At 71.6% G+C, this 21,560-nt stretch carries 18 protein-coding genes; 6 read left to right on the forward strand and 12 right to left on the reverse strand.

Translation table 11 applies throughout. From position 1 onward, the window contains the following. Positions 1 to 73 precede the first annotated feature (73 nt). The 6 genes from secF to ruvC form a co-directional block, all read right to left on the reverse strand. Positions 74 to 1,267: a protein translocase subunit SecF gene (secF, locus tag O7624_RS05505; protein WP_282239176.1), complete on the reverse strand. Its 1,194-nt coding sequence runs from the start codon at positions 1,265 to 1,267 to the stop codon at positions 74 to 76. Position 1,268: 1 nt separating this feature from the next. After that, positions 1,269 to 3,158 carry a protein translocase subunit SecD gene (gene secD, locus O7624_RS05510; RefSeq protein ID WP_282239177.1) on the reverse strand — a complete coding sequence of 630 codons (1,890 nt, stop codon included), beginning with the start codon at positions 3,156 to 3,158 and terminating at the stop codon, positions 1,269 to 1,271. 287 nt (positions 3,159 to 3,445) lie between these two features. Beyond that, a complete protein-coding gene (yajC, locus tag O7624_RS05515; RefSeq protein WP_170863428.1) occupies positions 3,446 to 3,784 on the reverse strand; it encodes a preprotein translocase subunit YajC in 339 nt (112 codons plus the stop codon). A 138-nt stretch (positions 3,785 to 3,922) separates the two neighbouring features. Further along, positions 3,923 to 4,987 carry a Holliday junction branch migration DNA helicase RuvB gene (gene ruvB, locus O7624_RS05520; protein WP_093404452.1) on the reverse strand — a complete coding sequence of 355 codons (1,065 nt, stop codon included), beginning with the start codon at positions 4,985 to 4,987 and terminating at the stop codon, positions 3,923 to 3,925. Further along, positions 4,984 to 5,586 (reverse strand): Holliday junction branch migration protein RuvA, encoded by a 603-nt coding sequence (gene ruvA, locus O7624_RS05525; RefSeq protein ID WP_093404455.1) that lies wholly within the window; start codon positions 5,584 to 5,586, stop codon positions 4,984 to 4,986. The genes ruvB and ruvA overlap by 4 nt, the downstream gene beginning before the upstream one ends. Then, positions 5,583 to 6,110 (reverse strand): crossover junction endodeoxyribonuclease RuvC, encoded by a 528-nt coding sequence (gene ruvC, locus O7624_RS05530; protein ID WP_269738820.1) that lies wholly within the window; start codon positions 6,108 to 6,110, stop codon positions 5,583 to 5,585. The genes ruvA and ruvC overlap by 4 nt, the downstream gene beginning before the upstream one ends. Before the next feature lie 246 nt (positions 6,111 to 6,356). Between ruvC and O7624_RS05535 the strand changes: the two genes are divergently transcribed. Continuing rightward, on the forward strand, positions 6,357 to 7,139 hold the full coding sequence (locus tag O7624_RS05535; protein ID WP_093404460.1) for a 3-hydroxybutyrate dehydrogenase: 783 nt from the start codon (positions 6,357 to 6,359) through the stop codon (positions 7,137 to 7,139). A gap of 17 nt (positions 7,140 to 7,156) precedes the next feature. Continuing rightward, positions 7,157 to 9,076 (forward strand): helix-turn-helix domain-containing protein, encoded by a 1,920-nt coding sequence (locus O7624_RS05540; protein ID WP_093404463.1) that lies wholly within the window; start codon positions 7,157 to 7,159, stop codon positions 9,074 to 9,076. A 46-nt stretch (positions 9,077 to 9,122) separates the two neighbouring features. Here O7624_RS05540 and O7624_RS05545 read toward each other — a convergent pair whose 3' ends face one another. The 3 genes from O7624_RS05545 to O7624_RS05555 form a co-directional block, all read right to left on the reverse strand. Beyond that, positions 9,123 to 9,722: a TetR/AcrR family transcriptional regulator gene (locus tag O7624_RS05545; protein ID WP_282239178.1), complete on the reverse strand. Its 600-nt coding sequence runs from the start codon at positions 9,720 to 9,722 to the stop codon at positions 9,123 to 9,125. A gap of 4 nt (positions 9,723 to 9,726) precedes the next feature. Then, a complete protein-coding gene (locus O7624_RS05550; protein ID WP_282239179.1) occupies positions 9,727 to 11,304 on the reverse strand; it encodes an MFS transporter in 1,578 nt (525 codons plus the stop codon). Positions 11,305 to 11,437: 133 nt separating this feature from the next. Further along, positions 11,438 to 12,049 carry a transcriptional regulator gene (locus tag O7624_RS05555; RefSeq protein WP_282239180.1) on the reverse strand — a complete coding sequence of 204 codons (612 nt, stop codon included), beginning with the start codon at positions 12,047 to 12,049 and terminating at the stop codon, positions 11,438 to 11,440. A 138-nt stretch (positions 12,050 to 12,187) separates the two neighbouring features. On the opposite strand from O7624_RS05555, the gene O7624_RS05560 reads away from it, so the two are divergent. Beyond that, the gene (locus O7624_RS05560) at positions 12,188 to 13,045 is read left to right on the forward strand and encodes an SPFH domain-containing protein (RefSeq protein ID WP_282239181.1); all 858 of its coding nucleotides are present in this window, start codon (positions 12,188 to 12,190) and stop codon (positions 13,043 to 13,045) included. A 204-nt stretch (positions 13,046 to 13,249) separates the two neighbouring features. Here O7624_RS05560 and O7624_RS05565 read toward each other — a convergent pair whose 3' ends face one another. Both O7624_RS05565 and dnaE read right to left on the reverse strand, forming a co-directional pair. Further along, positions 13,250 to 14,287, reverse strand: coding sequence for an aminotransferase class V-fold PLP-dependent enzyme (locus O7624_RS05565; protein WP_282239182.1), 1,038 nt, complete (start codon positions 14,285 to 14,287; stop codon positions 13,250 to 13,252). A 104-nt stretch (positions 14,288 to 14,391) separates the two neighbouring features. Then, positions 14,392 to 17,925, reverse strand: a complete 3,534-nt coding sequence (gene dnaE, locus O7624_RS05570) for a DNA polymerase III subunit alpha (RefSeq protein ID WP_282239183.1) — start codon at positions 17,923 to 17,925, stop codon at positions 14,392 to 14,394. A gap of 244 nt (positions 17,926 to 18,169) precedes the next feature. Here dnaE and O7624_RS05575 point away from each other — a divergent pair, with 244 nt between their 5' ends. Both O7624_RS05575 and O7624_RS05580 read left to right on the forward strand, forming a co-directional pair. Continuing rightward, the gene (locus O7624_RS05575) at positions 18,170 to 18,712 is read left to right on the forward strand and encodes an RNA polymerase sigma factor (protein WP_282239184.1); all 543 of its coding nucleotides are present in this window, start codon (positions 18,170 to 18,172) and stop codon (positions 18,710 to 18,712) included. Continuing rightward, the gene (locus tag O7624_RS05580) at positions 18,702 to 19,262 is read left to right on the forward strand and encodes a hypothetical protein (RefSeq protein WP_282239185.1); all 561 of its coding nucleotides are present in this window, start codon (positions 18,702 to 18,704) and stop codon (positions 19,260 to 19,262) included. Before O7624_RS05575 ends, O7624_RS05580 begins: the two co-directional genes overlap by 11 nt. On the opposite strand, the gene O7624_RS05585 is transcribed toward O7624_RS05580, so the two are convergent. Beyond that, on the reverse strand, positions 19,243 to 20,679 hold the full coding sequence (locus O7624_RS05585; protein ID WP_282239186.1) for a serine/threonine-protein kinase: 1,437 nt from the start codon (positions 20,677 to 20,679) through the stop codon (positions 19,243 to 19,245). The two genes, O7624_RS05580 and O7624_RS05585, sit on opposite strands and share 20 nt — an antisense overlap. A gap of 246 nt (positions 20,680 to 20,925) precedes the next feature. On the opposite strand from O7624_RS05585, the gene O7624_RS05590 reads away from it, so the two are divergent. Then, positions 20,926 to 21,492: a hypothetical protein gene (locus tag O7624_RS05590; RefSeq protein WP_282239187.1), complete on the forward strand. Its 567-nt coding sequence runs from the start codon at positions 20,926 to 20,928 to the stop codon at positions 21,490 to 21,492. Positions 21,493 to 21,560 lie beyond the last annotated feature (68 nt).

The raw sequence follows: 21,560 nt of genomic DNA on the forward strand, positions 1-21,560 counted from the left end.
CGTCCCGCACACTGCTCGCACAGCATGCAGGACGCCGCCGGTACCTGTTTCTACCGGGTCGCCCCGGGCGTCCTCAGCGTCGCTTTCCGCCGCCCGGACGGTTGCCGCCACCGGGACGCCCGCCCCGGGCACCGCCGGAACGCTTGCCCGCCGGCCGGGCGCCCACCTTCGGCGCGGCGGCACCGGCGAGCGCGCCGGTCTCCGCGGTGACCGGCTCCTCGTCCCGCTCGACCGGGCGCGGCTGGCCACCCGCCTTGGCCGGGGTCTCGCCCCGGCTGACCGTGGACCGCCGGGCCAGCACCCGCTTGTTGTGCGCCTGGATCCGCGGGTCGCGGTTCTTCAGCACCACCAGCAGCGGGGTGGCCAGTGTGATCGAGGTGAGGAAGGCCATCGCCATACCGACGAAAAGCACCAGGCCGAGGTCCTTCAGGGTGCCCGCGCCGAGCAGGCCGGCACCGATGAACAGGATGCCGCCGACCGGGAGCAGGGCGACCACCGAGGTGTTGATCGACCGCATCAGGCTCTGGTTCACGGCCAGGTTGGCCGCCTCGCCGTACGTCTGGTTGTTGTTCGCGGTGATGCCTCTGGTGTTCTCCTGCACCTTGTCGAAGACCACCACCACGTCGTACAGGGCGAAGCCCAGAATGGTGAGGAATCCGATGATCGTCGACGGGGTGACCTCGAATCCGACGATCGAGTAGAGGCCGGCGGTGAGGACCAGGTTCATCACCAGGGCGAAGATCGCCCCGACCGCCATCTGCCACTCGAAGCGCAGGACCAGGTAGACGGTCACCAGCGCCAGGAAGATCACCAGACCGAGCAGGGCCCGGTTGGTCACCTGGCTGCCCCACGCCTCGCTGACCCGGTTACTGGCGATCTCCGCCGGATCGATGTTGAACACCTGACCCAACTGGGCCCGGACCGCTTCGGCCTGCTCGGCGCCGAGCTCGGTGGTACGCAGCTCGTAGAACTCGTCACCGCCACCGCCGACCTGCTGGGTGGTGACCACCCGGCCACCCTCACCCGCGGTGGCCAGCACCTCGCCCGCGCGGTCCTCCACCTGCTCCAGGGTGCCGACGCTGGTCGGCACCTGGAACGAGTTGCCGCCGGCGAACTCGATGCCGAGGCTGAAGCCCCGGAAGATGACGCTGCCGAGCGCGATCAGCACCAGCACGGCGGCGACGGTGAACCACATCTTGCGCCGGCCGACGATGTTGAGGCCGGCCTCACCTCGGTAGAGGCGGGCTGCCAGACCAGTCTCAGCCATCTCAGGCCTCCTTGACACGCTGGTTGCGGGACGGGGCCTGCTCCGACCGGGCCGGCAGTGCCCGGCCCAGGCCGCTGACCCGTGGGGACAGGAACGCCTTGGTACGGGCGAACATCGTCATGATCGGATGCCGGAAGAGGAAGACCACCAGCAGGTCCAGCACCGTGGCCAGACCGAGGGCGAAGGCGAAGCCCTTCACCGTGCCGACCGAGACGATGTAGAGCACCACCGCCGACATGATCGTGATCGCGTTGGCGGAGATGATCGTCCGGCGGGCCCGGACCCAGGCCCGAGGTACCGCGCTACGTGGGCTGCGCCCCTCCCGGATCTCGTCCTTGAGGCGTTCGAAGTAGATGACGAACGAGTCCGCCGCCACACCGAGCGAGACAATGATGCCGGCGATGCCGGCGAGGGTGAGCGTGAAGCCGATCTGCCGGCCGAGCACCACCAGGGCGCCGAAGAGCAGCAGCGCCGAGAGGATCAGGCTCAGGAAGATCACCGAGCCGAGCAGGCGGTAGTAGAAGAACGAGTAGATGATGACCAGCAGCATGCCGATGCCGGCCGCGAGCAGACCGGCCCGCAGGTGGCTGGCGCCCAGGGTGGCGGTGACGTTCTGCTGCTCCTGCGCCTCGAAGGTGACCGGCAGGGCACCGTAGCTGAGGTAGCCGGCCAGCTCGCTGGCCTCGGCGTTGCTGAAGTTGCCGGTGATCTGGGAGTTGCCGGTGAGCACACCCTGGATCTGCGGCGACGAGATGATCTGGTTGTCCAGCACCACGGCGACCCGGCACTTGCCCTCGTCACCGAGCGCGGACGCGTCGCACGCCTGGCCCTCGTTGTTGAACGCCTCGCGGGTCAACGCGGTCCACTTGTCCTGGCCGGAGCCGGTGAAGTTCAGGCTGACCACCCACTGGCTGGTCTGGTCGCGCACCGCGTTGGCGTCGGAGACGTCGGTGCCGAGCACCTTCGCCACGTCCAGCAGGTTCTTGGCGTACCCGCCCTCGCAGGCGACGACCTGCTGCTCCGGGTCGGAGATGGACGCCGGGGGCCGGTCGTCGAGCTGGGCGCAGCTGATCGTCGGCACGTTGAACTGCATCTGCGCCGGCAGCACCGCGACCTCGCGGCCGCTCAGCTCACCGAACGGCTTGAGCTTGTCGGCCAGCGACGGGTCGGCGCTGAGATCGGCCGGCGCCTGCAGGCCGCTCGCCGCGGCCCACGCCTCGGCGCCGACCTTCTGCTCGACGGCGCGGCGCTGCTCCTCGATGCTCTGCGTCACCTCTTCGTCCGGCGTGGCCGACGGGGTGGGCGACGGGGTCGCCGACGGCGTCGGAGTCGGTGCGCCGCCACCCTGACCGCCAGCGTCGGGCGACGAGGAGGCTTCGGCGTCCGGGGTGGGGCTCGCGGAGCCGGACGGGGTGGCCTCGGGGCTCGCGGAGCCGGACGGGGTCGCCGAGGGGCTTTCGCTCGGTGCCGGCGAGGGGATGGACCCGCTGCCGTCGGCGATCTTCAGGACCTTCCGGAACCGCAGCTCGGCGGCGCTGCCGACCTCGTTGAGCTCGCGGTTCTCGCCGGGCAGGGAGACGACGATGTTGCGGTCGCCCTCGGTGACCACCTCGGCCTCGGCCACGCCGTACGCGTTGACCCGGCTCTCGATGATCTGGCGGGCCCGCTCCAGGTTCTCCGCCGTGGGGGCGCGGCCGTCGAGGGTGTTTGTGGCCTCCAGCGTGAGCCGCGTGCCGCCGACCAGGTCAAGACCGAGGCGGGGTTCGAGCCGGTCCTTCCAGCCACCGCTGGCGCCGCCCGAGAAGAACACCAAAAGATAGAGGACGACGAAGATGGCCCCGAGCACGGCCAACTGCCGTCCCGGGCGCATCTGTCCCTGAGGTGGTGCCACGGCTGTCCTGTCTCCCTGTGGTCACGCCGCCGCGGGCGCGGCGGCGGGTCGGCCGGAATCCCCCGGCCGACGGTCTGCCTTCCGACGGCGCTCAGGCTGGCGCCGCCGCCTCCGGGGGTCGACGCGGACGCGTGGACCGGGTACGAGTCGGCGCGCCGGCGCCCGGCGTCGGCCTTCTATCCAATTGTCTCAATGCGCAATTAGCGGATGGCACCCACCCGGGGACGCGCGTGGGCACCCTCCCGCCCGAACCGCCGGGGGACCGGCGACCCGGTTGGGACGCGGCGTCAGTCCTTGACGGAGTCGGACTCCTCGACGGGCGACTCGACCGGGCGCTCCGCCGGGGTGACCACCCGGGCGATCGCCGGCCGGGCGTAGCGGGTCTGCACTCCGGGAGCGACCTCCAGCAGGACGCTGTCGTCCTCGACACCGGTGACCGTGCCGTAGAGCCCGCCGATGGTGACCACCTCGTCGCCCACGGAGAGGTTGGACTGCATCGATTCGGCCTCGCGGCGGCGCTTCTGCTGCGGACGGATCATCATGAAGTACATGACGCCGAAGAGCAGAGCGATCATGAGGATCGGCGTGAAGCCTCCCGCTCCGCCGCCTTCTGCTGCGTAGTGCACGGTTGTCGACCTTCCCATTGGCCGCCGGACCGGCGCGTCGGCGCCGCAACGGAGGCGGATTTTCACGTCCTGTACAGACCGCGGCGAGTCTAGTCGCTCTGTCTGGGAACGCCGAATGCGGCACAGATCACGAACAGATCACGGCTCGCCGACGTCCAGCGAGAACAGATCGGGCGCGGGAGGAGCTTCTACCGCAAATGTACCATTCGGTGGCGTACGGCCCAGATGGTGCCAGGCGGCTTCGGTGGCCACCCGGCCTCGGGGCGTACGCGCCAGCAGCCCCGCCCGCACCAGGAACGGCTCGCAGACCTCCTCGACCGTGTCCGGCTGCTCCCCCACCGCCACGGCCAGGGTCGACAGGCCGACCGGACCACCCCGGAACGAGTCCACCAGCGCGGTCAGCACCGCCCGGTCGAGCCGGTCCAGCCCGAGGGCGTCCACGTCGTACACGGTCAGGGCCGCCCGGGCGGTCGCGACGGTGACCACACCGTCGGCGCGTACCTCCGCGAAGTCGCGCACCCGGCGCAGCAGCCGGTTGGCGATCCGGGGCGTGCCCCGGGACCGGCCGGCGATCTCCGCCGCCCCGTCCTCGGTGATCGGCACCCCGAGGATCCGCGCCGAGCGATGCAGCAGCGTCTCCAGGTCGGCCGGCGCGTAGAAGTCCAGATGCGCCACGAAGCCGAACCGGTCCCGCATCGGGCCGGTGAGCAGACCCGACCGGGTGGTCGCGCCGACAAGCGTGAACGGCTCCACGTCGAGCGGGATGGCGGTGGCGCCCGGCCCCTTGCCGACCACCACGTCGACCCGGAAGTCCTCCATCGCGCTGTAGAGCAGCTCCTCCGCCGGCCTGGCGATCCGGTGGATCTCGTCGATGAAGAGCACGTCCCCCTCGGCCAGGCTGGTCAGGATCGCCGCCAGGTCACCGGAGCGTTCGATCGCCGGCCCGCTGGTCACCCGGATCCCGGCACCCAGCTCGGCGGCCACGATGTTGGCGAGGCTGGTCTTGCCCAGGCCCGGCGGGCCCGAGAGCAGGATGTGGTCGGGCGGCGAGCCGCGCCGCATGGCGCCCTGAAGCAGCAGGTCGAGCTGGTCGCGAACCCGGTCCTGGGCAATGAACTCGGAAAGGCGCCTCGGCCGGACGCTGACCTCCGCGTCCAGCTCCGCGTCGCTGACGTACGCCGAGACCAGGTTCTCGTTGCTCATCGGGTCCGGCCCAGCAGTCGGATGGCCTGCTTCAACAGCACCGGCACCGGCGGGGTGGGACCGTCGACGCTCTCGGCGACGGCGGCCACCGCCTGGTCGGCCTGGCCCGCCGTCCAACCGAGCCCGATCAACGCCTGACGGACCTGATCCGGCCAGCTGCCGCCGGTCACCCCGGCCGCGCCGTCGGCACCCACCGGCACCGGGCCGATCCGGTCGCGCAGCTCCAGCACCAGTCGCTCGGCACCCTTCTTGCCGATGCCCGGCACCCGGGTCAGCGCCGCGGTGTCGGCATTGGCGACGGCCTTGCGTACCGCATCGGGCGTGTGCACCGCGAGCACCGCCTGGGCCAGCCGCGGGCCGACCCCGCTGGCGGTCTGCAACAGCTCGAACAGCACCTTGGCGTCGTCGTCGGCGAAGCCGTAGAGGGTGAGCGAGTCCTCCCGGACGACAAGGCTGGTGGCCAGCCGGGCCGGCTGGCCGACCCGCAGGTCGGCGAGCGTGCCGGGGGCGCACTGCACCGCCAGGCCGACCCCACCGACCTCGATGACCGCGTGGTCCGGGCCGGTGGCGGTCACCACGCCACGCACACTGGCGATCATCTCGCTCCTCCTCGTCTGACCCGGTCCGCCGCGGCGGCCAGTTTCGAGCGGGTGCCGCCGCGCCACACGTGGCAGATGGCCAGCGCGAGGGCGTCCGCGGCGTCCGCCGGCCGGGGCGGCTCGGGCAGCCGCAGCAGCCGGGTGACCATCGCGGTCATCTGGGCCTTGTCCGCCTGGCCGGAACCGGTCACCGCCGCCTTGACCTCGCTCGGGGTGTACGTCTGCACCGGCAGCCCGGCACGCGCCCCGGCCAGCACCGCGATCCCGCTGGCCTGGGCGGTACCCATCACCGTACGCACGTTGTGCTGGCTGAACACCCGCTCCACGGCCACGCTGTCCGGCCGGTGCTCGGCGACCAGCTCGGTAAGCGAGCGGTCCAGGTGCAGCAGGCGGGTGGGCAACTCGTCGGCCGGGTCGGTGTAGACGACGTAGTAGGCGATGAGCGTGCAGGGCCGACCGGGCACCCCCTCCACCACGCCGACGCCGCACCGGGTCAGCCCCGGGTCGACGCCGAGCACCCGCACGCCGCCTCCCTCCGACCGCCAGCCAGTACGTGTGTTCGACACCCTACCGATGCGTCCGCGACGGCGCGCCACGGGACACGCCCGGCACGCACGCCTGGCGACACACCCGACGCGGCGTCGGGTCGGGCGGGACGCGACCGCCGTGGCGGGCACGGCCGGGATGTAGCGGACGGCCACACAGTACGGCGGGAGTATGTGCCGCCATCCCATGTGCGCCCGACCACACAGCTCGTAACTTCATGCGCCATGACGGCAGAACCCGTGGCGGTCCCCCACGTCGTGAACGTCGACCTGGCCGGTCGTACCGCCCTCGTGACGGGCGGGGGCGGCGGCATCGGCCGGGCCTGCGCCCTGCGGCTGGCCGCGGCCGGCGCCACGGTCGTGGTGGTGGACCGCAACGTCGAGGCGGCCAAGCAGGTGGCCGCCGAGGCCGGCGGCCGGGCCGAGGGGGTGGACCTCGCCGATCCGGCGGCGGTGGACGCGCTCGACGCCGACGTCGACATCGTGGTCAACAACGCCGGGCTACAACACGTCGCACCGCTCCAGGACTTTCCCGTCGAGCGGTTCGAGTACATCCAGCGGGTGATGGTGGAGGCGCCGTTCCTGCTGATCCGGCGGGCACTGCCCCACATGTACGCCCGCGGTTGGGGTCGGATCGTGAACATCTCCTCGGTGCACGGGCTGCGCGCCTCGCCGTACAAGGCCGCCTACGTCTCGGCCAAGCACGCGTTGGAGGGGCTGTCGAAGGTGGTGGCGCTGGAAGGCGCGGCGCACGGGGTGACCGCCAACTGCATCAACCCGGCGTACGTGCGCACCGCGCTGGTGGAGAGCCAGATCGCCGACCAGTCGACCGCCCACGGCATCCCCGAGTCCGAGGTGATCGAGAAGATCATGTTGGCTCGTGCGGCGGTCAAGCGACTGATCGAGCCGGAGGAGGTGGCGGAACTGCTGGCGTACCTCTGCTCGCCGCCGGCCGGGTTCCTCACCGGTGCCTCGATCGCGCTCGACGGGGGTTGGACGGCGAACTGACGCCGGCCACCCGCAGAATGTCCGTCATGTCGTCGCCGGTGGAGTTCCTGGAACTGCTCGCCCGGGAGGCGGCCGCGGTCGAGTTCGAGGGACCGCTGGTCGCCGCCCGCTCGGCCGGGCTGCCCGCCGAGCGACTCGCCGAGTTGGAGCAGGCCAAGACGGTGGCGCTGCGGGTGCGGGCGCTGCTGGAGCGCCGCCGCCGCCGGGAGAGCGAGCTGTCCGGCCTGTACGACACCGTCAGTGACCTGGCGGGGCTGCGCGACCTGGACGAGGTGCTGCGGGCGATCGTGCACCGGGCCCGGCACCTGCTCGGCGCGGACGTCGCCTACATGACGCTCGACGACGCCGAGCGCGGCGACACCTACATGCGGGTCACCGACGGCTCGGTCTCCGCCCGGTTCCAGCGGCTGCGGCTGCCCATGGGCGCCGGACTCGGCGGTCTGGTGGCCCAGTCCGGTGCCCCGTACGTCACCGCGAACTACCCGGAGGACGAGCGGTTCCACCACACCCGGGAGATCGACGCCGGGGTGGGCGAGGAAGGGCTGGTGGCCATCCTCGGGGTGCCGCTGCGGCTCGGCTCGACAAGCATCGGCGTGCTCTACGCGGCCAACCGCTCGGCCCGGCCGTTCGCCCGCGAGGAGGTGGCGCTGCTGCTCTCGCTGGCGGCCCACGCCGCGGTGGCGATCGACACCGCGCGGCTGTTGGCCGAGACCCGCTCGGCGCTTGAGGAACTGTCCTCGGCGAACACCACCATCCGCGCGCACAGCAGTTCGGTGGAGCGGGCCGCGGCGGCGCACGACCGGATGACCGCGCTTGTGTTGCGCGGCGGCGGGGTGGAGGACGTGGCCGCGGCGGTCACCGACGTGCTCGGTGGCGCGCTGCTGGCGCTGGACGCCGAGGGGCGGCGGCTGGCCCAGGTCGGTGAGATCGACGAGCCGGACCGGGCGGAGATCGTGGAGGCGGTCGCGGCGTCGCGGACCGAGGGACGCAGCGTACGCCGCGGCAGGTTGTGGTACGCCGCGGTGGTGGCGGGCGCGGAGAACCTGGGCGTGCTGGTGCTGCGTCCCGAGGGCGAACCGGCCGACGCCGACCAGCGGATCCTGGAACGGGCGGCGTTGGTGACCGCCCTGCTGCTGCTGTTCCGGCGGACCGTCGCCGAGGCGGAGGGACGGGTCCGGGGCGAGTTGCTCGACGATCTGATCGCCCGGCCGCTGCGCGACACCGACGCGCTGCGCAGCCGGGCGCGGCGGCTGGGCGTGGATCTGGACGCGCCGCACGTGCTGGTGGCCGTCGGCGACGACGCCATCGCGGCGACCGGCTCCGCCCGGCAGCGGGTGCTCTCCTGGGCCACCACGTACGCCTCGACCCGGGGTGGGCTGGCCGCGGCGCGGGACGGCCGGGTGGCGCTGATGCTGCCCGGTCAGGACGCCGGTGGCAGCGCCCGGGCGGTGGCCCGGGACCTGTCCCGGATCACCGGCCGGCCGGTGACCGCGGGCGCGAGCGGCCCGTCGACGGGCCCGGCGTCGCTGGCCGCCGCGTTCCGGGAGGCGGACCGTTGCCTGACCGCGCTCGGCGCGCTGGGTCGGGCCGGGCAGGGGGCGAGCAGCGCCGAGCTGGGTTTCGTCGGACTGCTGCTGGGCGCCGTCGACGACGGCGGCGACGCCGACGTGAGCCGGTTCCTCACCGCGACCATCGGGCCGGTGATCGAATACGACGCCCGGCGGGGCACCGCGTTGGTGCGGACCCTGGAGGCGTACTTCGGGGTGGGTGGCAGCCTGGCCCGGGCCGCCGAGCAGCTGCACGTGCACGTCAACACGGTGACCCAGCGTCTGGAGCGGGTCGGGCAGTTGCTCGGCGCCGACTGGCAGCGGCCGGATCGGGCCCTGGAGGTGCAACTGGCCCTGCGCCTGCACCGGTTGCGTACGCCGGCCGGCTGAGCGACCGTCGGTCACCTTGCGCCGCGCGACGTGTCGGCGGCGGGGGTCAGCGAGCGCGAATACCGGCCAGCACGCCGTCAACCACCTTCTCCGGCAGGGTGGCCTCGTCGAGGTCCGGGTTCCAGTTCAGCACCCGCTGGATGAGCATCGGGCCGGTGAGCATCGCCATCGTCACCTCGATGTCGATGTCGGTGCGCAGTTCGCCCTCGCGGACGCCACGGCGCAGCACCTCCCGCATCGCGGCCCGGCGGGGCTCCACGATGCTCTGGTAGAACGCGTACCGCTCGGGACTGCGTTTCATCTCCGGCACCAGACAGGGCATGATCTGCGCCGCGCGCGGGTCGACGTTGTGACCGATCGCGGTCACCAGCATGATCAGGTCCTCGCGGACGGACGCGCCGGACGGCTGCGGCGGATCGCCCTTGAGCCGGCGCAACGCGTCGCGCAGCAACGCGTCCTTGCCCGACCAGCGGCGGTAGATGGTGGCCTTGCCCACCCCGGCCCGCGCGGCGATCGCCTCGACCGAGATCGTCTCGATGGTGCTGCCCTCCGCGAGCAGATCCAGGGTGGCCTCGATGATCGCCTCGTCCGCGCGGACGCTGCGTGGCCGCCCGGGTGGTCGTGCGGCGTCCGCGGTGCTGGTCATCCCCTCATTGTCCCTGCCCGGGTGCGGCAGCGGCCAACCCGGGTTCGCCGATCGTCGCCGGCCCACCGGGGGCGGCCCGGCCGGGCATGAATCGCAGGGCCACCAGGATGCCGGCCGCGGCGACCAGCGCGGCCAGCGCGGCCGACAGATGCATGGCCGAGACGAAGGAGTCGTTGGCCGCCGCGATCAGTTGCGGGCCCGCCGGACCGAGCTGGCCGGCTGCCGCGTACGCGCCGGCGAGGGACTCACCGACTGCCGCGCCGGCTGCCGGTGGCAGATCCACCAGGGCCGGTTCGATCCCGTTGCGGTAGCCGGCGGCCAGCACCGAGCCGATCACCGCGACGCCGAGCGCGGCGGCCACCTGCCGGATGGTGTTGCTGATCGCGGAACCCACGCCGGCCTTCTCCCGGGGCAGCGCCGACATGATCGACTCCGTGGCCGGCGGCATGATGTTGGCCATCCCGACGCCCTGTAGGAAGAAGGCGACAAGCACCAGCCAGATCGGCGTGTCGGCGTCGACGAAGGCGAACGCGCCCAACGCCACCGAGGTCAGCACCAGCCCCACCACCGACACCGCCCGGCTGCCGTACCTGCGGACCATGGTGGCGCTGCGCGGGGCGAAGACGAGTTGGGCGACCGCGAAGGGCAGGAAGAGCAGGCCGGTCTCGAGCGGGCTGTACCCGCGCACCAGTTGCAGGTAGAACGAGCTGAAGAACATCACGCCCATCGCGGCGAAGAAGACCAGCCCGATCATCGCCACCGGGGCGGCGAACCGGGGCACCCGGAACAGTCGGACGTCCAGCGCCGGGTGGCTGCTGCGTCGCTCGTGCAGGACGAACCAGGCCAGCACCGCGACGCCGCCGAGGATCGAGGCCCAGACCAGGGGTCGACCGAAACCGTGCTCGCCGCCGTCGATGATGCCGTAGGTGAGGGCGACCAGGCCGACCACCGAGAGCAGCACCCCGAACGCGTCGATGCGGCCCGGTTCCGGGTCGCGCGACTCGGGCACCAGCAACGCGACCAGGGTCACGCCGAGCGCCACCACCGGCACGTTGATCAGGAAGACCGAGCCCCACCAGTAGTGTTCCAGCAGCAGTCCGCCGAGGACCGGCCCGATGGCCACCGCCAGACCGACCGCGCCGGCCCAGATGCCGATGGCGCGTCCTCGTTCCCGGGGGTCGAAGACGTTGGAGATGATCGACAACGTCGCCGGCATGATGGCCGCGCCGCCGACTCCCATCAGCGCCCGGGCGGCGATCAACTGGCCGGGCGTCTGCGCGTACGCCGACAGCAGTGACGCCAGGCCGAAGAGCGCGAGCCCGATCAGCAGCATCCGGCGGCGACCGGCCCGGTCCCCCAACACGCCGAAGGTGAACAGCAGCCCGGCGAAGACCAGGGTGTAGGAGTTGATGGACCACTCCAGCTCGCCCTGGCTGGCCCCGAGCCCGTGCACCGGGTCGGCGAGCGTGCGTAGCGCGACGTTGAGAATTGTGTTGTCGAGGACGACCACGAGCAGGCTGATCACCAGCACCCCGAGGATCGCCCACCTCCTCGGATGTCCGGTGTTCTCGTTCGGCTGCATCCCCGCCCCCGGTTTCGCTCGGTCCCGTCCGCGTCGACTCCTGAGCGTAGGGCATTTACGATACGGTACGGGTCCGTATCGGTATGACCCGCGTCACCATGGGGGCGGCGACTACCGAATGCGTACCCCTTGCCTACAACACCTCGATGGCGGCGGAGAGGGAATCGAGACGCGTCACGGGTGGGGCGAGCGGCTCGACCCAGCCCGGCCCGGCACCGTACACCCGGACCGCCGGGAACTCCCGGGCGAAGCGGCCGATGCGGTACGACCGGCCGGTCACCGGCGACTGGGACCAGACCGCGACGGTGTGTGGCCGGGCCCGGCCGACGGCGCTGGCCAACGCCGCCCACGGCAGCGCCGGCCCGACCAGCAGGCAGCCCCGGCCGCGTTCGCGCAACGCGGCGGCGAGCGCGTGCAGTCCGAGACCGTGTTCCTCCTGTTCCGCCCCGGCCAGCAGCACACCGTCGGCGGCAGGGCCGACGCCCGGACCGCGGCGGAACACGTCCAGGCCGACCCGGACGCCTTCGGACAGGGCGTGCTCGACGGCGATCCCGACGGCGGTCCGCCCGCTCAGCGCGGCGAGCACCGGCACGCAGACGTCGTCCCACAGCCGCACCACCCCCCACTCCTCGGCCAGCTCGACCACAAGCGCGGCGACCCGGTTGCCGTCGAGTTCCTCGGCGGCGGCCGTCAGGCGCTTGCCCGCGACCTGCACGACCTCGGCGGGTATCGGTACCCCAGACACCAGACTTCCTCCCAGTGGACAGGTCTCCACCGGGGGATTCGTCAGCACGGCCCGCCACGGATGCGCTCGCCACGGCCTTGACCCGGACAGCTACGTTGATGATCAACTCAGCAAGGCCGTTTCCGGAAAGGTCCCGTCATGCCCTTCGGCTTCATCCTGGCGATCGTCGCCGCCGTCATCGCGATCATCGCGGTCACCGTCGCCCTGTTCAGCTCGCAACGCCAGGTGCGGCAGATCGGCGTCCTGACGGCGGTCGGCGCCCTGGCCGGTACGGCGATCCTCACCGTCGCGTCGAGCGCCCACTCGGTACCGATCCGCTCGGTCGGCATCGTCACCAGCTTCGGCAAGCCGACAGGTGAGGTCACCGGTTCCGGCCTGAAGTGGGTCACCCCGTGGCAGCGGGTCGGCGAGTGGGACGCCGGGCGGCAGAAGTACGACCACATCGGCAGCGACAAGTGCGTGCGGGTGCGTACCGGCACCCTCGCGGACGCGTGCGTGGAGGTGCTTGTCGAGTGGCAGGTCCAGCCCGAGAACGCCCCACAGCAGTTCATGGACTACAAGGGCGACTTCGAGAGCTTCCGGGGGCAGCGGGTCGGCGTCCAACTCGACAGCGCGGTGAACGACGCCTTCGCCACCTACAACCCGTTGGAGCGTATCGACTCGAAGACCGGCAACCTGAACGTCGACCTCAAGCCCTTCTCGGCGAGCATCAAGTCCAACGCCGAGGGAAGGCTGGCCGACGACGTCGAGATCCTGTCGGTCACCATCACCCGGGTCAACCACGACGACAAGACCGAGGGCAACATCAAGGCGTTCCAGGACAAGCTCGCGCAGACCCGCAACCTCGAACAGGACCGTCTCAACGCCGAGATCCAGAAGCAGGTCACCGAAACCAACGCGACGGTGGACAAGGTGACCCGCTGCCTGGAGATCGCGGACAAGCACGGCAGCTCGCCGGGCCTGTGCATCAACCCGGGCATCATCACCGGCAAGTGAGCCGGCGGCGCCGTCGCGGACCGGCCCGCACCCTTCCGGGGCCGGACCCGAGACCGGGGCCTAGGGCCCCCGGGGGTGGCGGGAGGCCGGCGGACCTGGGCCGAGGGACAGCGCCGCCCGCCCTCACCGGTCAGGTGATGAGGGCGGGCGGCGAGCGCCGGCCGCACACCGGCGAGCCAGCCGGTGCGGCGTTGGACGGCGCGGTCAGGAGGTGAGCGCGTCGAGGGCCAGGTCGACGTCCTCGGTGGTGGAGTAGAGGTGGAACGAGGCCCGGACCCGACCGGCCCGCACCGCCGCGCGTATCCCGGCGCGCGCCAACTTCTCCTGCGCGCCGGGCACCTCGACGGTGACGATCGCGCTGTGCCCGGTCGGCTGCCCCAGACCGGTGAGGAACCGGTTGGCCAGCGCCACGTCGTACGCCCGCACCTGCTCGACGCCGATCTCCAGCAGCAGTTCCAGCGCCGGAGCGGCACCCACCCAGCTGAACCAGGCCGGCGAGAGGTCGAACCGGCGGGCGTCGTCGGCCAGCCGCAGCGGCGGCCCGTAGTAGGAGGCGTGCGGATCGCGACCCGCGTACCAACCGGCGGCGTCCGGTCGCAGCCGATCCCGCAGCTCGGGCGCCAGGTAAGCGAACGCGGTGCCCCGGGGCGCCATCAGCCACTTGTATCCGCCGGTCACCACGACGTCCGCGCGGGCCGCGTCGAACGGCAGCCAACCGCACGCCTGGGTGGCGTCCACCGCGACGAGCGCGCCGTGGGCCCGGGCCGCCGCGACGATCTCGTCGTACGCGGCGATCGTGCCGTCGGCGGACTGCACCAGGCTGAACGCCACCAGATCGGTGTCACCGTCGATGGCGACGGCCAGCTCGTCCAGCGGGACGGTGCGCACCTCGACGCCCCGTTCGGCCTGGACGAGCCAGGGAAACAGGTTGGAGGTGAACTCGACCTCGGGCACCAGCACCCGGGCGCCCGCGGGGAGCGCGGCGGCGACCGGCGCCAGCAACTGGGAGACGGTGGCACCGACCGCGACGTCGGCGACCGGTACCGCGACCAGTTGGGCGAAGGCCGTCCGACACCTGTCGGTGGACGCGCCCCAGTCCTCCCACGATCCCTGCCCCACCCGCCAGGCGGCCAGCGCGTCCTGCAAGGCGTCCCAGGCCGGGTCGGGCGGCAACCCGTAGCTGGCGGTGTTCAGCCAGCCCGGCTGCGGTTGCCACAGCTTCTGCGCCTGCTCCAGATCCACACCCCGACGCTAACCGCCCCGCCGCCCCGCCCCGAAGCGCCAATCCCACCCCAGTGGCCCACTCCCGTCCCCCGCCCCCTTGCGGAGGTGACCGGGGGTACGGGTCAGGTGACGTTGGCGGGGCCCAGGACGCTTTTCAGGTCGGCCATGAGGGCGGTGGTGGCGGCCACCCGGACCGGGCTCAGGCGCAGGGTGGTGGTGCGGGTGCCGTTGAGGAGTTTGACGTGCACCTCGGCGTCGCCGGGGTGCAGCACCAGGGTCTCCTTGAGGCGTTCCACAAGCGGCGGGGTGCAGCGGGTCACCGGGATGGTGAGGGTGACCGGCTTGTTCGCCGTACTTGTGCTGATGTCCGGCAGGGACATGTCCATCGCCATGATGCGCGGGGTGTCGTCGCGCCGGTCGACCCGACCCTTGACCACCACGATCGCGTCCTCGGCGATGTACTGCCCGATCACCTCGTAGGTGTTCGGGAAGAAGAGCGTCTCCACGCCACCGGCGAGATCCTCCAGGGTGGCCGAGGCCCACGCCCGCCCCTGCTTGGTGACCCGTCGCTGCACGCCGGAGAGGATGCCGGCGAGGGTGACCACCGCGCCGTCGGGCACGGTGCCCTCCTCCGAGAGCGCCGCGATGGTGGTGTCGGCCGCCGCGCCGAGAATGTGCTCCAGGCCGAACAGGGGGTGGTCGGAGACGTACAGGCCGAGCATCTCGCGCTCGAAGGCGAGCTTGTCGCGCTTGTCCCATTCTCCCTCGGCGATGACCGGCATGACCGTGGTGTTCGTCGCCACCTCGGCGTCACCGAAGCCCGCGCCGAACAGGTCGTACTGCCCGACGGCCTCCTTGCGCTTGACGTCGGCGTACGCGTCGATGGCGTCGGCGTGCACGGCGAGCAGGCCCTTGCGGGGGTGCTTCAGCGAGTCGAACGCCCCCGCCTTGATCAGGGATTCGATGGTCTTCTTGTTGCAGACCACCGCGTCCACCTTGGACAGGAAGTCGTAGAAGTCGGCGTACTCGCCCTTCTCCTCGCGGCAGCGCATGATCGCGGCGACCACGTTCGCGCCGACGTTACGGATCGCGCCGAGGCCGAAGCGGATCTCCCGGCCGACCGGGGTGAACGGGCCGGCCGAGGTGTTCACGTCCGGCGGCAGTACCTGGATGCCCATCCGCCGGCACTCCGACAGGTACATGGCCATCTTGTCCTTGTCGTCACCGACGGAGGTCAGCAACGCCGCCATGTACTCGGCCGGGTAGTTGGCCTTCAGGTAGCCGGTCCAGTACGACACCAGCCCGTAGCCGGCGGTGTGCGCCTTGTTGAAGGCGTAGTCGGCGAACGGGACGAGGATGTCCCACAGGGTCTTGATGGCCTCGTCGGAGTAGCCGTTGCTCTTCATCCCGTCGCGGAACGGGATGAACTCCTTGTCGAGGACCTCCTTCTTCTTCTTGCCCATCGCCCGGCGCAGCAGGTCGGCCTTGCCGAGGCTGTACCCGGCGAGCACCTGGGCGGCGCGCTGCACCTGCTCCTGGTAGACGATCAGACCGTAGGTCGGGCCGAGGATCTCCTCCAGCGGCTCGGCCAGCTCCGGGTGGATCGGGGTGATCTCCTGGAGCCCGTTCTTGCGCAGCGCGTAGTTGGTGTGCGAGTTGGCGCCCATCGGGCCGGGTCGGTAGAGCGCCAGGACGGCGGAGATGTCCTCGAAGTTGTCCGGCTTCATCAGCCGCAGCAGCGACCGCATCGGCCCGCCGTCGAGCTGGAACACACCGAGGGTGTCCCCCCGGGCCAGCAGCTCGTACGTCGGCTTGTCGTCCAACGGCAGCTTGAGCAGGTCCACGTTGAGTCCGTGGTTCAGCTCGATGTTCTTCAGCGCGTCGTCGATGATGGTCAGGTTGCGCAGGCCGAGGAAGTCCATCTTCAACAACCCGAGCGACTCACACGTCGGGTAGTCGAACTGGGTGATGATCGCCCCGTCGGCGTCCCGACGCATCAGCGGGATGTGCTCGATGATCGGCTCGGCGGACATGATCACACCGGCGGCGTGCACCCCGGTCTGCCGGATCAGTCCCTCGATGCCCTTGGCGGTGTCGATCACCTTGCGGACGTCGGGGTCGGACTCGTACAGGCCACGGATCTCGCCGGCCTCGGCGTACCGCGGATGCTTCGGGTCGAAGATGCCGGTGAGCGGAATGTCCTTGCCCATCACCGCCGGTGGCATCGCCTTGGTGATCCGGTCGCCGACCGCGTACGGGTAGCCGAGCACCCGGGCCGAGTCCTTGATCGCGGCCTTCGCCTTGATGGTGCCGAAGGTGGCGATCTGGGCGACCTTGTCCTCGCCCCACTTGTCGGTGACGTACTTGATCACCTCTCCGCGCCGACGCTCGTCGAAGTCGATGTCGACATCCGGCATGGAGACCCGCTCGGGGTTGAGGAACCGCTCGAAGATCAGCCCGTGCGGGATCGGATCCAGGTCGGTGATGCCCAGGGCGTACGCGACAAGGGAACCGGCTGCGGAACCACGGCCCGGACCGACGGCGATGCCCTGCGCCTTGGCCCACTGGATGAAGTCGGCCACCACGAGGAAGTACGACGGGAAACCCATCTGGATGATGACGCCCAACTCGTACTCGGCCTGCACGACGTGCCCCTCGGGGATGCCCTCCGGGTACCGGCGGGCCAGGCCGGCGAAGGTCTCCTTGCGGAACCAGGACTCCTCGGTCTCCCCCTCGGGCACCGGGAAGCGCGGCATCAGGTTGTGGAACTCGAACATCCCGGTCGGGTCGACCCGCTCCGCCACCAGCAGCGTGTTGCGGCAACCCTCCAGCCAGGGGTCGGAGTGGTCCACGCCGCGCATCTCGTCGGCCGACTTGATGTAGTAGCCGCTGCCGCCGAACTTGAACCGGTTCGGGTCGGCCACGTTGCTGCCGGTCTGTACGCAGAGCAGCACGTCGTGCGCCTCGGACTGCGCCTCGTGCGTGTAGTGCGAGTCGTTGGTGACCACCGGCGGGATGTTGAGCTTTCGACCGATCTCCAACAGCCCGTCGCGGACCCGCTTCTCGATGTCCAGGCCGTGGTCCATCAACTCCAGGAAGTAGTTCTCCTTGCCGAAGATCTCCTGGTACTTCGCGGCGGCTTCGAGCGCCTGCGCGTCGTGGCCGAGCCGCAGCCGGGTCTGCACCTCGCCGGACGGGCAGCCGGTGGTGGCCATCAGTCCGTCGGCGTACTCGGCCAGCAGTTCGGTGTCCATCCGGGGCCACTTGACGAAGTAGCCCTCGGTGTAAGAGCGCGAGGTCAGCGCGAACAGGTTGTGCAGACCTGTCTTGTTGCGCGCCCAGATCGTCTTGTGGGTGTACCCACCGCTACCGGAGACATCGTCGCTCTTCTGCTCCGGCCGGCCCCACCGCACCCGCTGTTTGTGGAACCGTGACTCCGGCGCCACGTACGCCTCGATGCCCAGGATCGGGGTCACCCCGGCGGCCATCGCCTGCTTGTAGAAGTCGTTCGCGCCGTGCATGTTGCCGTGGTCGGTCATCGCCACAGCCGGCATCCCCTGCCGCTTGACCTCGGCGAACAGGTCCTTGAGCCGGGCCGCCCCGTCGAGCATCGAGTACTCCGTGTGCACGTGCAGATGCGCGAACGAATCGCCCATGCGGAGGCCCCCCGGGTCGGCTGATCGAGTCGGTCGGCGCTAACCCTAACCCCGCCGTCGTCGAAGGCTCCACCGCGCCGCGCCAGGTGCTCGACGACCCGTGCAGCGCGCCTCGGCGGGACGCCTCGGCCGTCGCAGACACCCCCGAGGCGTGTCGGCTGCTGGACTCGGGGCCGGGCCCTGCGGCCCCTCCGGCGTAACCTGAACGCCCACCGCAACACCGGGCGAGTACGGGGACGGCGCGATGACCCTCGCGGACGGAGTCGACGACCTGGCCGGCGCCGCGGCGCGCGGCGACACCGCAGCTCTGGACACCCTGCTGGCGGCGATTCGCCCGGAGGTGCTGCGGCTCTGCGGTCGGTTGCTGCCCAACCGGGAGGACGCGGAGGAGGCCTGCCAGGACGCGCTGCTCGCGGTGGCCCGGGGCATCGGCCGGTTCGAGGGTCGCTCGTCGTTTCACACCTGGCTGTACCGGCTCACCGCCAACCGGGCCCGCTCCACCTACCGGGCGCTGCGCCGACGTTGGCTGATGGAGGCCGCCGGTACGCCGCTGCCGGACCGGCCCGACCCGCGCCGCACCAGCGTGGTGGCCGGCACCCGACTGGATCTGCTGGAGGCCCTCGACGCGGTCCGCCCCGAACTGGCCGAGGCGCTGACCCTGCGGGACGTGCTCGACCTCGACTATCGCGAGATCGCCGAGTTGCTCGACCTACCCGAGGGCACGGTCAAGTCCCGCCTCCACGAGGCCCGCCGGCAGGTCCGGCAGCGGCTCAGCGGTGCCGGCTGACCCGGCCACCGGGCGCCGTCCGACGGCGCTGGCCCTGGCCGTCGTGCTCGTCGCGGGTGCCGCCGGTTGCGCCGACGAGCCGGTCGCGCCGCTGCCGGTACGCCCACCCGTCCCCACCACCGCGCCGCCGCCGGTACCGACCTCCCCGCCGTCGACCCGGCCGAGCGAGACACCTGTCGTTCCGCCACCGGCGGTCGTGACCGTGCCGTCCGCGCGACCGACTCCGGCGCCTCGGGCACCCACCCCGCAGCGGAGCACCCGCAACCCGTCGCCCACCGCCACCCTGTCCGAGGCATGCCTCGGCGCGGTCCGGTACGAACTGCCCCTGTCCGACCCCGGGCCACTTCCCTCGTCGCTCTGCTTCGCCACCGGCGGGGTGCTGCGGCTGCGGGGCATCGGCCCGGGTGAGGTCACCGTCGACCGCGAGGACCTGGTGGACAGCCAGTACGAGGCCGGCGTGGTCGATCTCCGGTTCGTCCGGAGCGGCACCGTGGACGTGTTCGTACCCCGCGAGGCGGGCACCCACGTGATCACGGTGGTCGTGCGATGACCTGTCGTCGTATCCGTACCCCGTCGAGCAGCGCGTCCACGAACTCGTCGCCGGCACCGGGCGGGGGCACCACCTGCGCGTAGAGCAGCCCGACGCTGCCCCGGGCCGCGGCCTCCATCAGCACCGGCCGCCCGTGCGGGCAGTCGAAACGGGCCACCACCCAGTCCAGGCCACCCCGTCGCACCTGCCGTGGGGGCGTGGGCGCGCAGTCGGCGTGCGGCCGCTCGGCGACGAACGCGCCCGGCTCGGTGTCCCGGGCGACCACCGACAGTCCCAGGAAGGCACCCGGCACACTCGGATCGATGGCCCATCGACGCGGCTCCGGCGAGATCACCAACGCCGGTTCGAGTCGACCTGACGCGTCGTACCGCCCCGCCCACCCGGTGCCGGCCGCCCGCCAGCCGGCCGGCAGCGCCACGGTCAGCGGACCACTCGTCGCCGTGCCGCTCGGCGTCGCCGAGTCCGCCGCCACCGCGCCGGCTGCCGCCACCAGGACCACCGTCAGCGCGACCGCACGCAACCACGGCGAGCGGGACGCACCCGCCGGCACCGGCAGGACGTCGGCGGGGTGGAGGTCGAACGCCGGCCCGGTGCCCGGGTCGATCGGATCTCGGGTCCGACGCGCCGCACTCAGCAGGGCCGTGCGGAACGCCTCGGCGTCCTGGTATCTGTCTGCCGGCCGGGCGGCGGTGGCCCGGCGCAGCACCGCCATCACGACCGGTCCGACGTCGGCGGCCGCAGCGGCGATCGGTTCCCCACCGGAGACCGTTTTTCCCGGCCCCACCCCGGCGGCCGGGGGCGCGAGCAGTCGCAGGCCGAGCTGACCAAGGGCGTACACGTCGGCACGCTCGTCCACGATGGCCAGGGCATCGTCCTGTTCGGGGGCCATGTAACCGGGGGTGCCGGCGCGCATGGTGAGCCCGGACGCGACGGCGAGCGCCTTGGCCAGACCCAGGTCGGCGATGAGCACCCGTTCACCGTCGGCGGTCGAGCGGAACAGGATGTTGCCGGGCGACAGGTCGCGGTGCACCACCCGGTGCCGGTGCAGCACCGCCACCCCGGCAGCGATCTCGGCGAGCAGGTTCAGGGCGGCCGTTACGGGCAGGGGCCCCGCGGCGAGCCGCTCCCGAAGACTGCCCCCGTCGGCCCAGTCCAGCACCGTGTAGGGCCGGCCATCGGCCAGCTCTCCCACCAGGCGTACCCGGAGCAGCCGGTCGTCCTCCATCCGGCTCAGCAGCCGGGCCTCCTCCAGGAAACGCTCCCGGACGCGTACGTCGTGCTGCCAGTTGTCCGCCAGCACCTTGATCGCTACCCGGAGGTCGAGCATCGGGTCGTACGCGAGCCAGACGGTCGCGAACGAGCCCACGCCGAGCAGCCGCTCCACCCGGTACGCCCCGATCCGCTCCACCCCCACCATCCCCCCACCCCTCCCCGCCCTACCCACCCTCCCCGCCCCCACCCCCACAGGCAACCCACCCCTCCCACCCCCACCCACCCCCACGATCTTGCAGTTGTGGTCGCACCATAAGGGGCATAAGCCTCATTACAGCGACCACAACTGCAAGATCGACGCGGTGGGCGGTTGGGCGGCGGGTTGGGCGAACTGCGGGGGTGGGTGGGGAGACGAAGAAAGTAGGAACTCGATGCCGAGGAGGCGATTTCTGTGCACCGTCTCGTGTATGTCGCAGTCGCGACCGTCCTTACCCTCGCCGGGGCAGCTCCGGCCAACGCCGCGCCACTGTCGCGTACGGCCCCCTCGGTGGCGGTGGCCGCGCAGCCGCTGACCACCACCGACGTGTTGAGCGTGGGGGGTGCCGGGCCGTACCGGATCGGAGCCAGCCTCGACCGGCTCGCCGCCGCCGGGATGATCGAATCGCCGGTCGCCACCTGCGACGGTGTGGTCCGAGCCGGCGCCACCGGCACCTGGGCGGGGGTCATCCTGCTGGCCTTCCGGCACGGCCGGCTGGTCGAGGTAAACACCGCCACCGCCCCGCCCTACTCCCCCGCCGGCGCGGGTGTCGGCATGTCCTTCGCCGACCTGGAGACGATCTACGGCCCGCGCGGCAGTCTGATCAGCAACGACGCGGGCACCGCAACGGCCTACCTGGTGCGGGTGGGCACGCGGGTGGAGCTGTTCACCGGGCATCCGATCCGGCCCGGCGTGGGCGCCTTCCAGGTCGGTACGGCGTCCTTCGTGGAACGTGACTTCCGGCAGGGCGGCACCTGCTGAGGCCGACAGGCTCGCCTCCTGGCGGGCCTACAGCCCTCATGAACGTTCGGCGACACGATGTTGGCTGG

The organism is Verrucosispora sp. WMMD1129 (genome assembly GCF_029581255.1).
GTDB lineage: Bacteria > Actinomycetota > Actinomycetes > Mycobacteriales > Micromonosporaceae > Micromonospora > Micromonospora sediminimaris.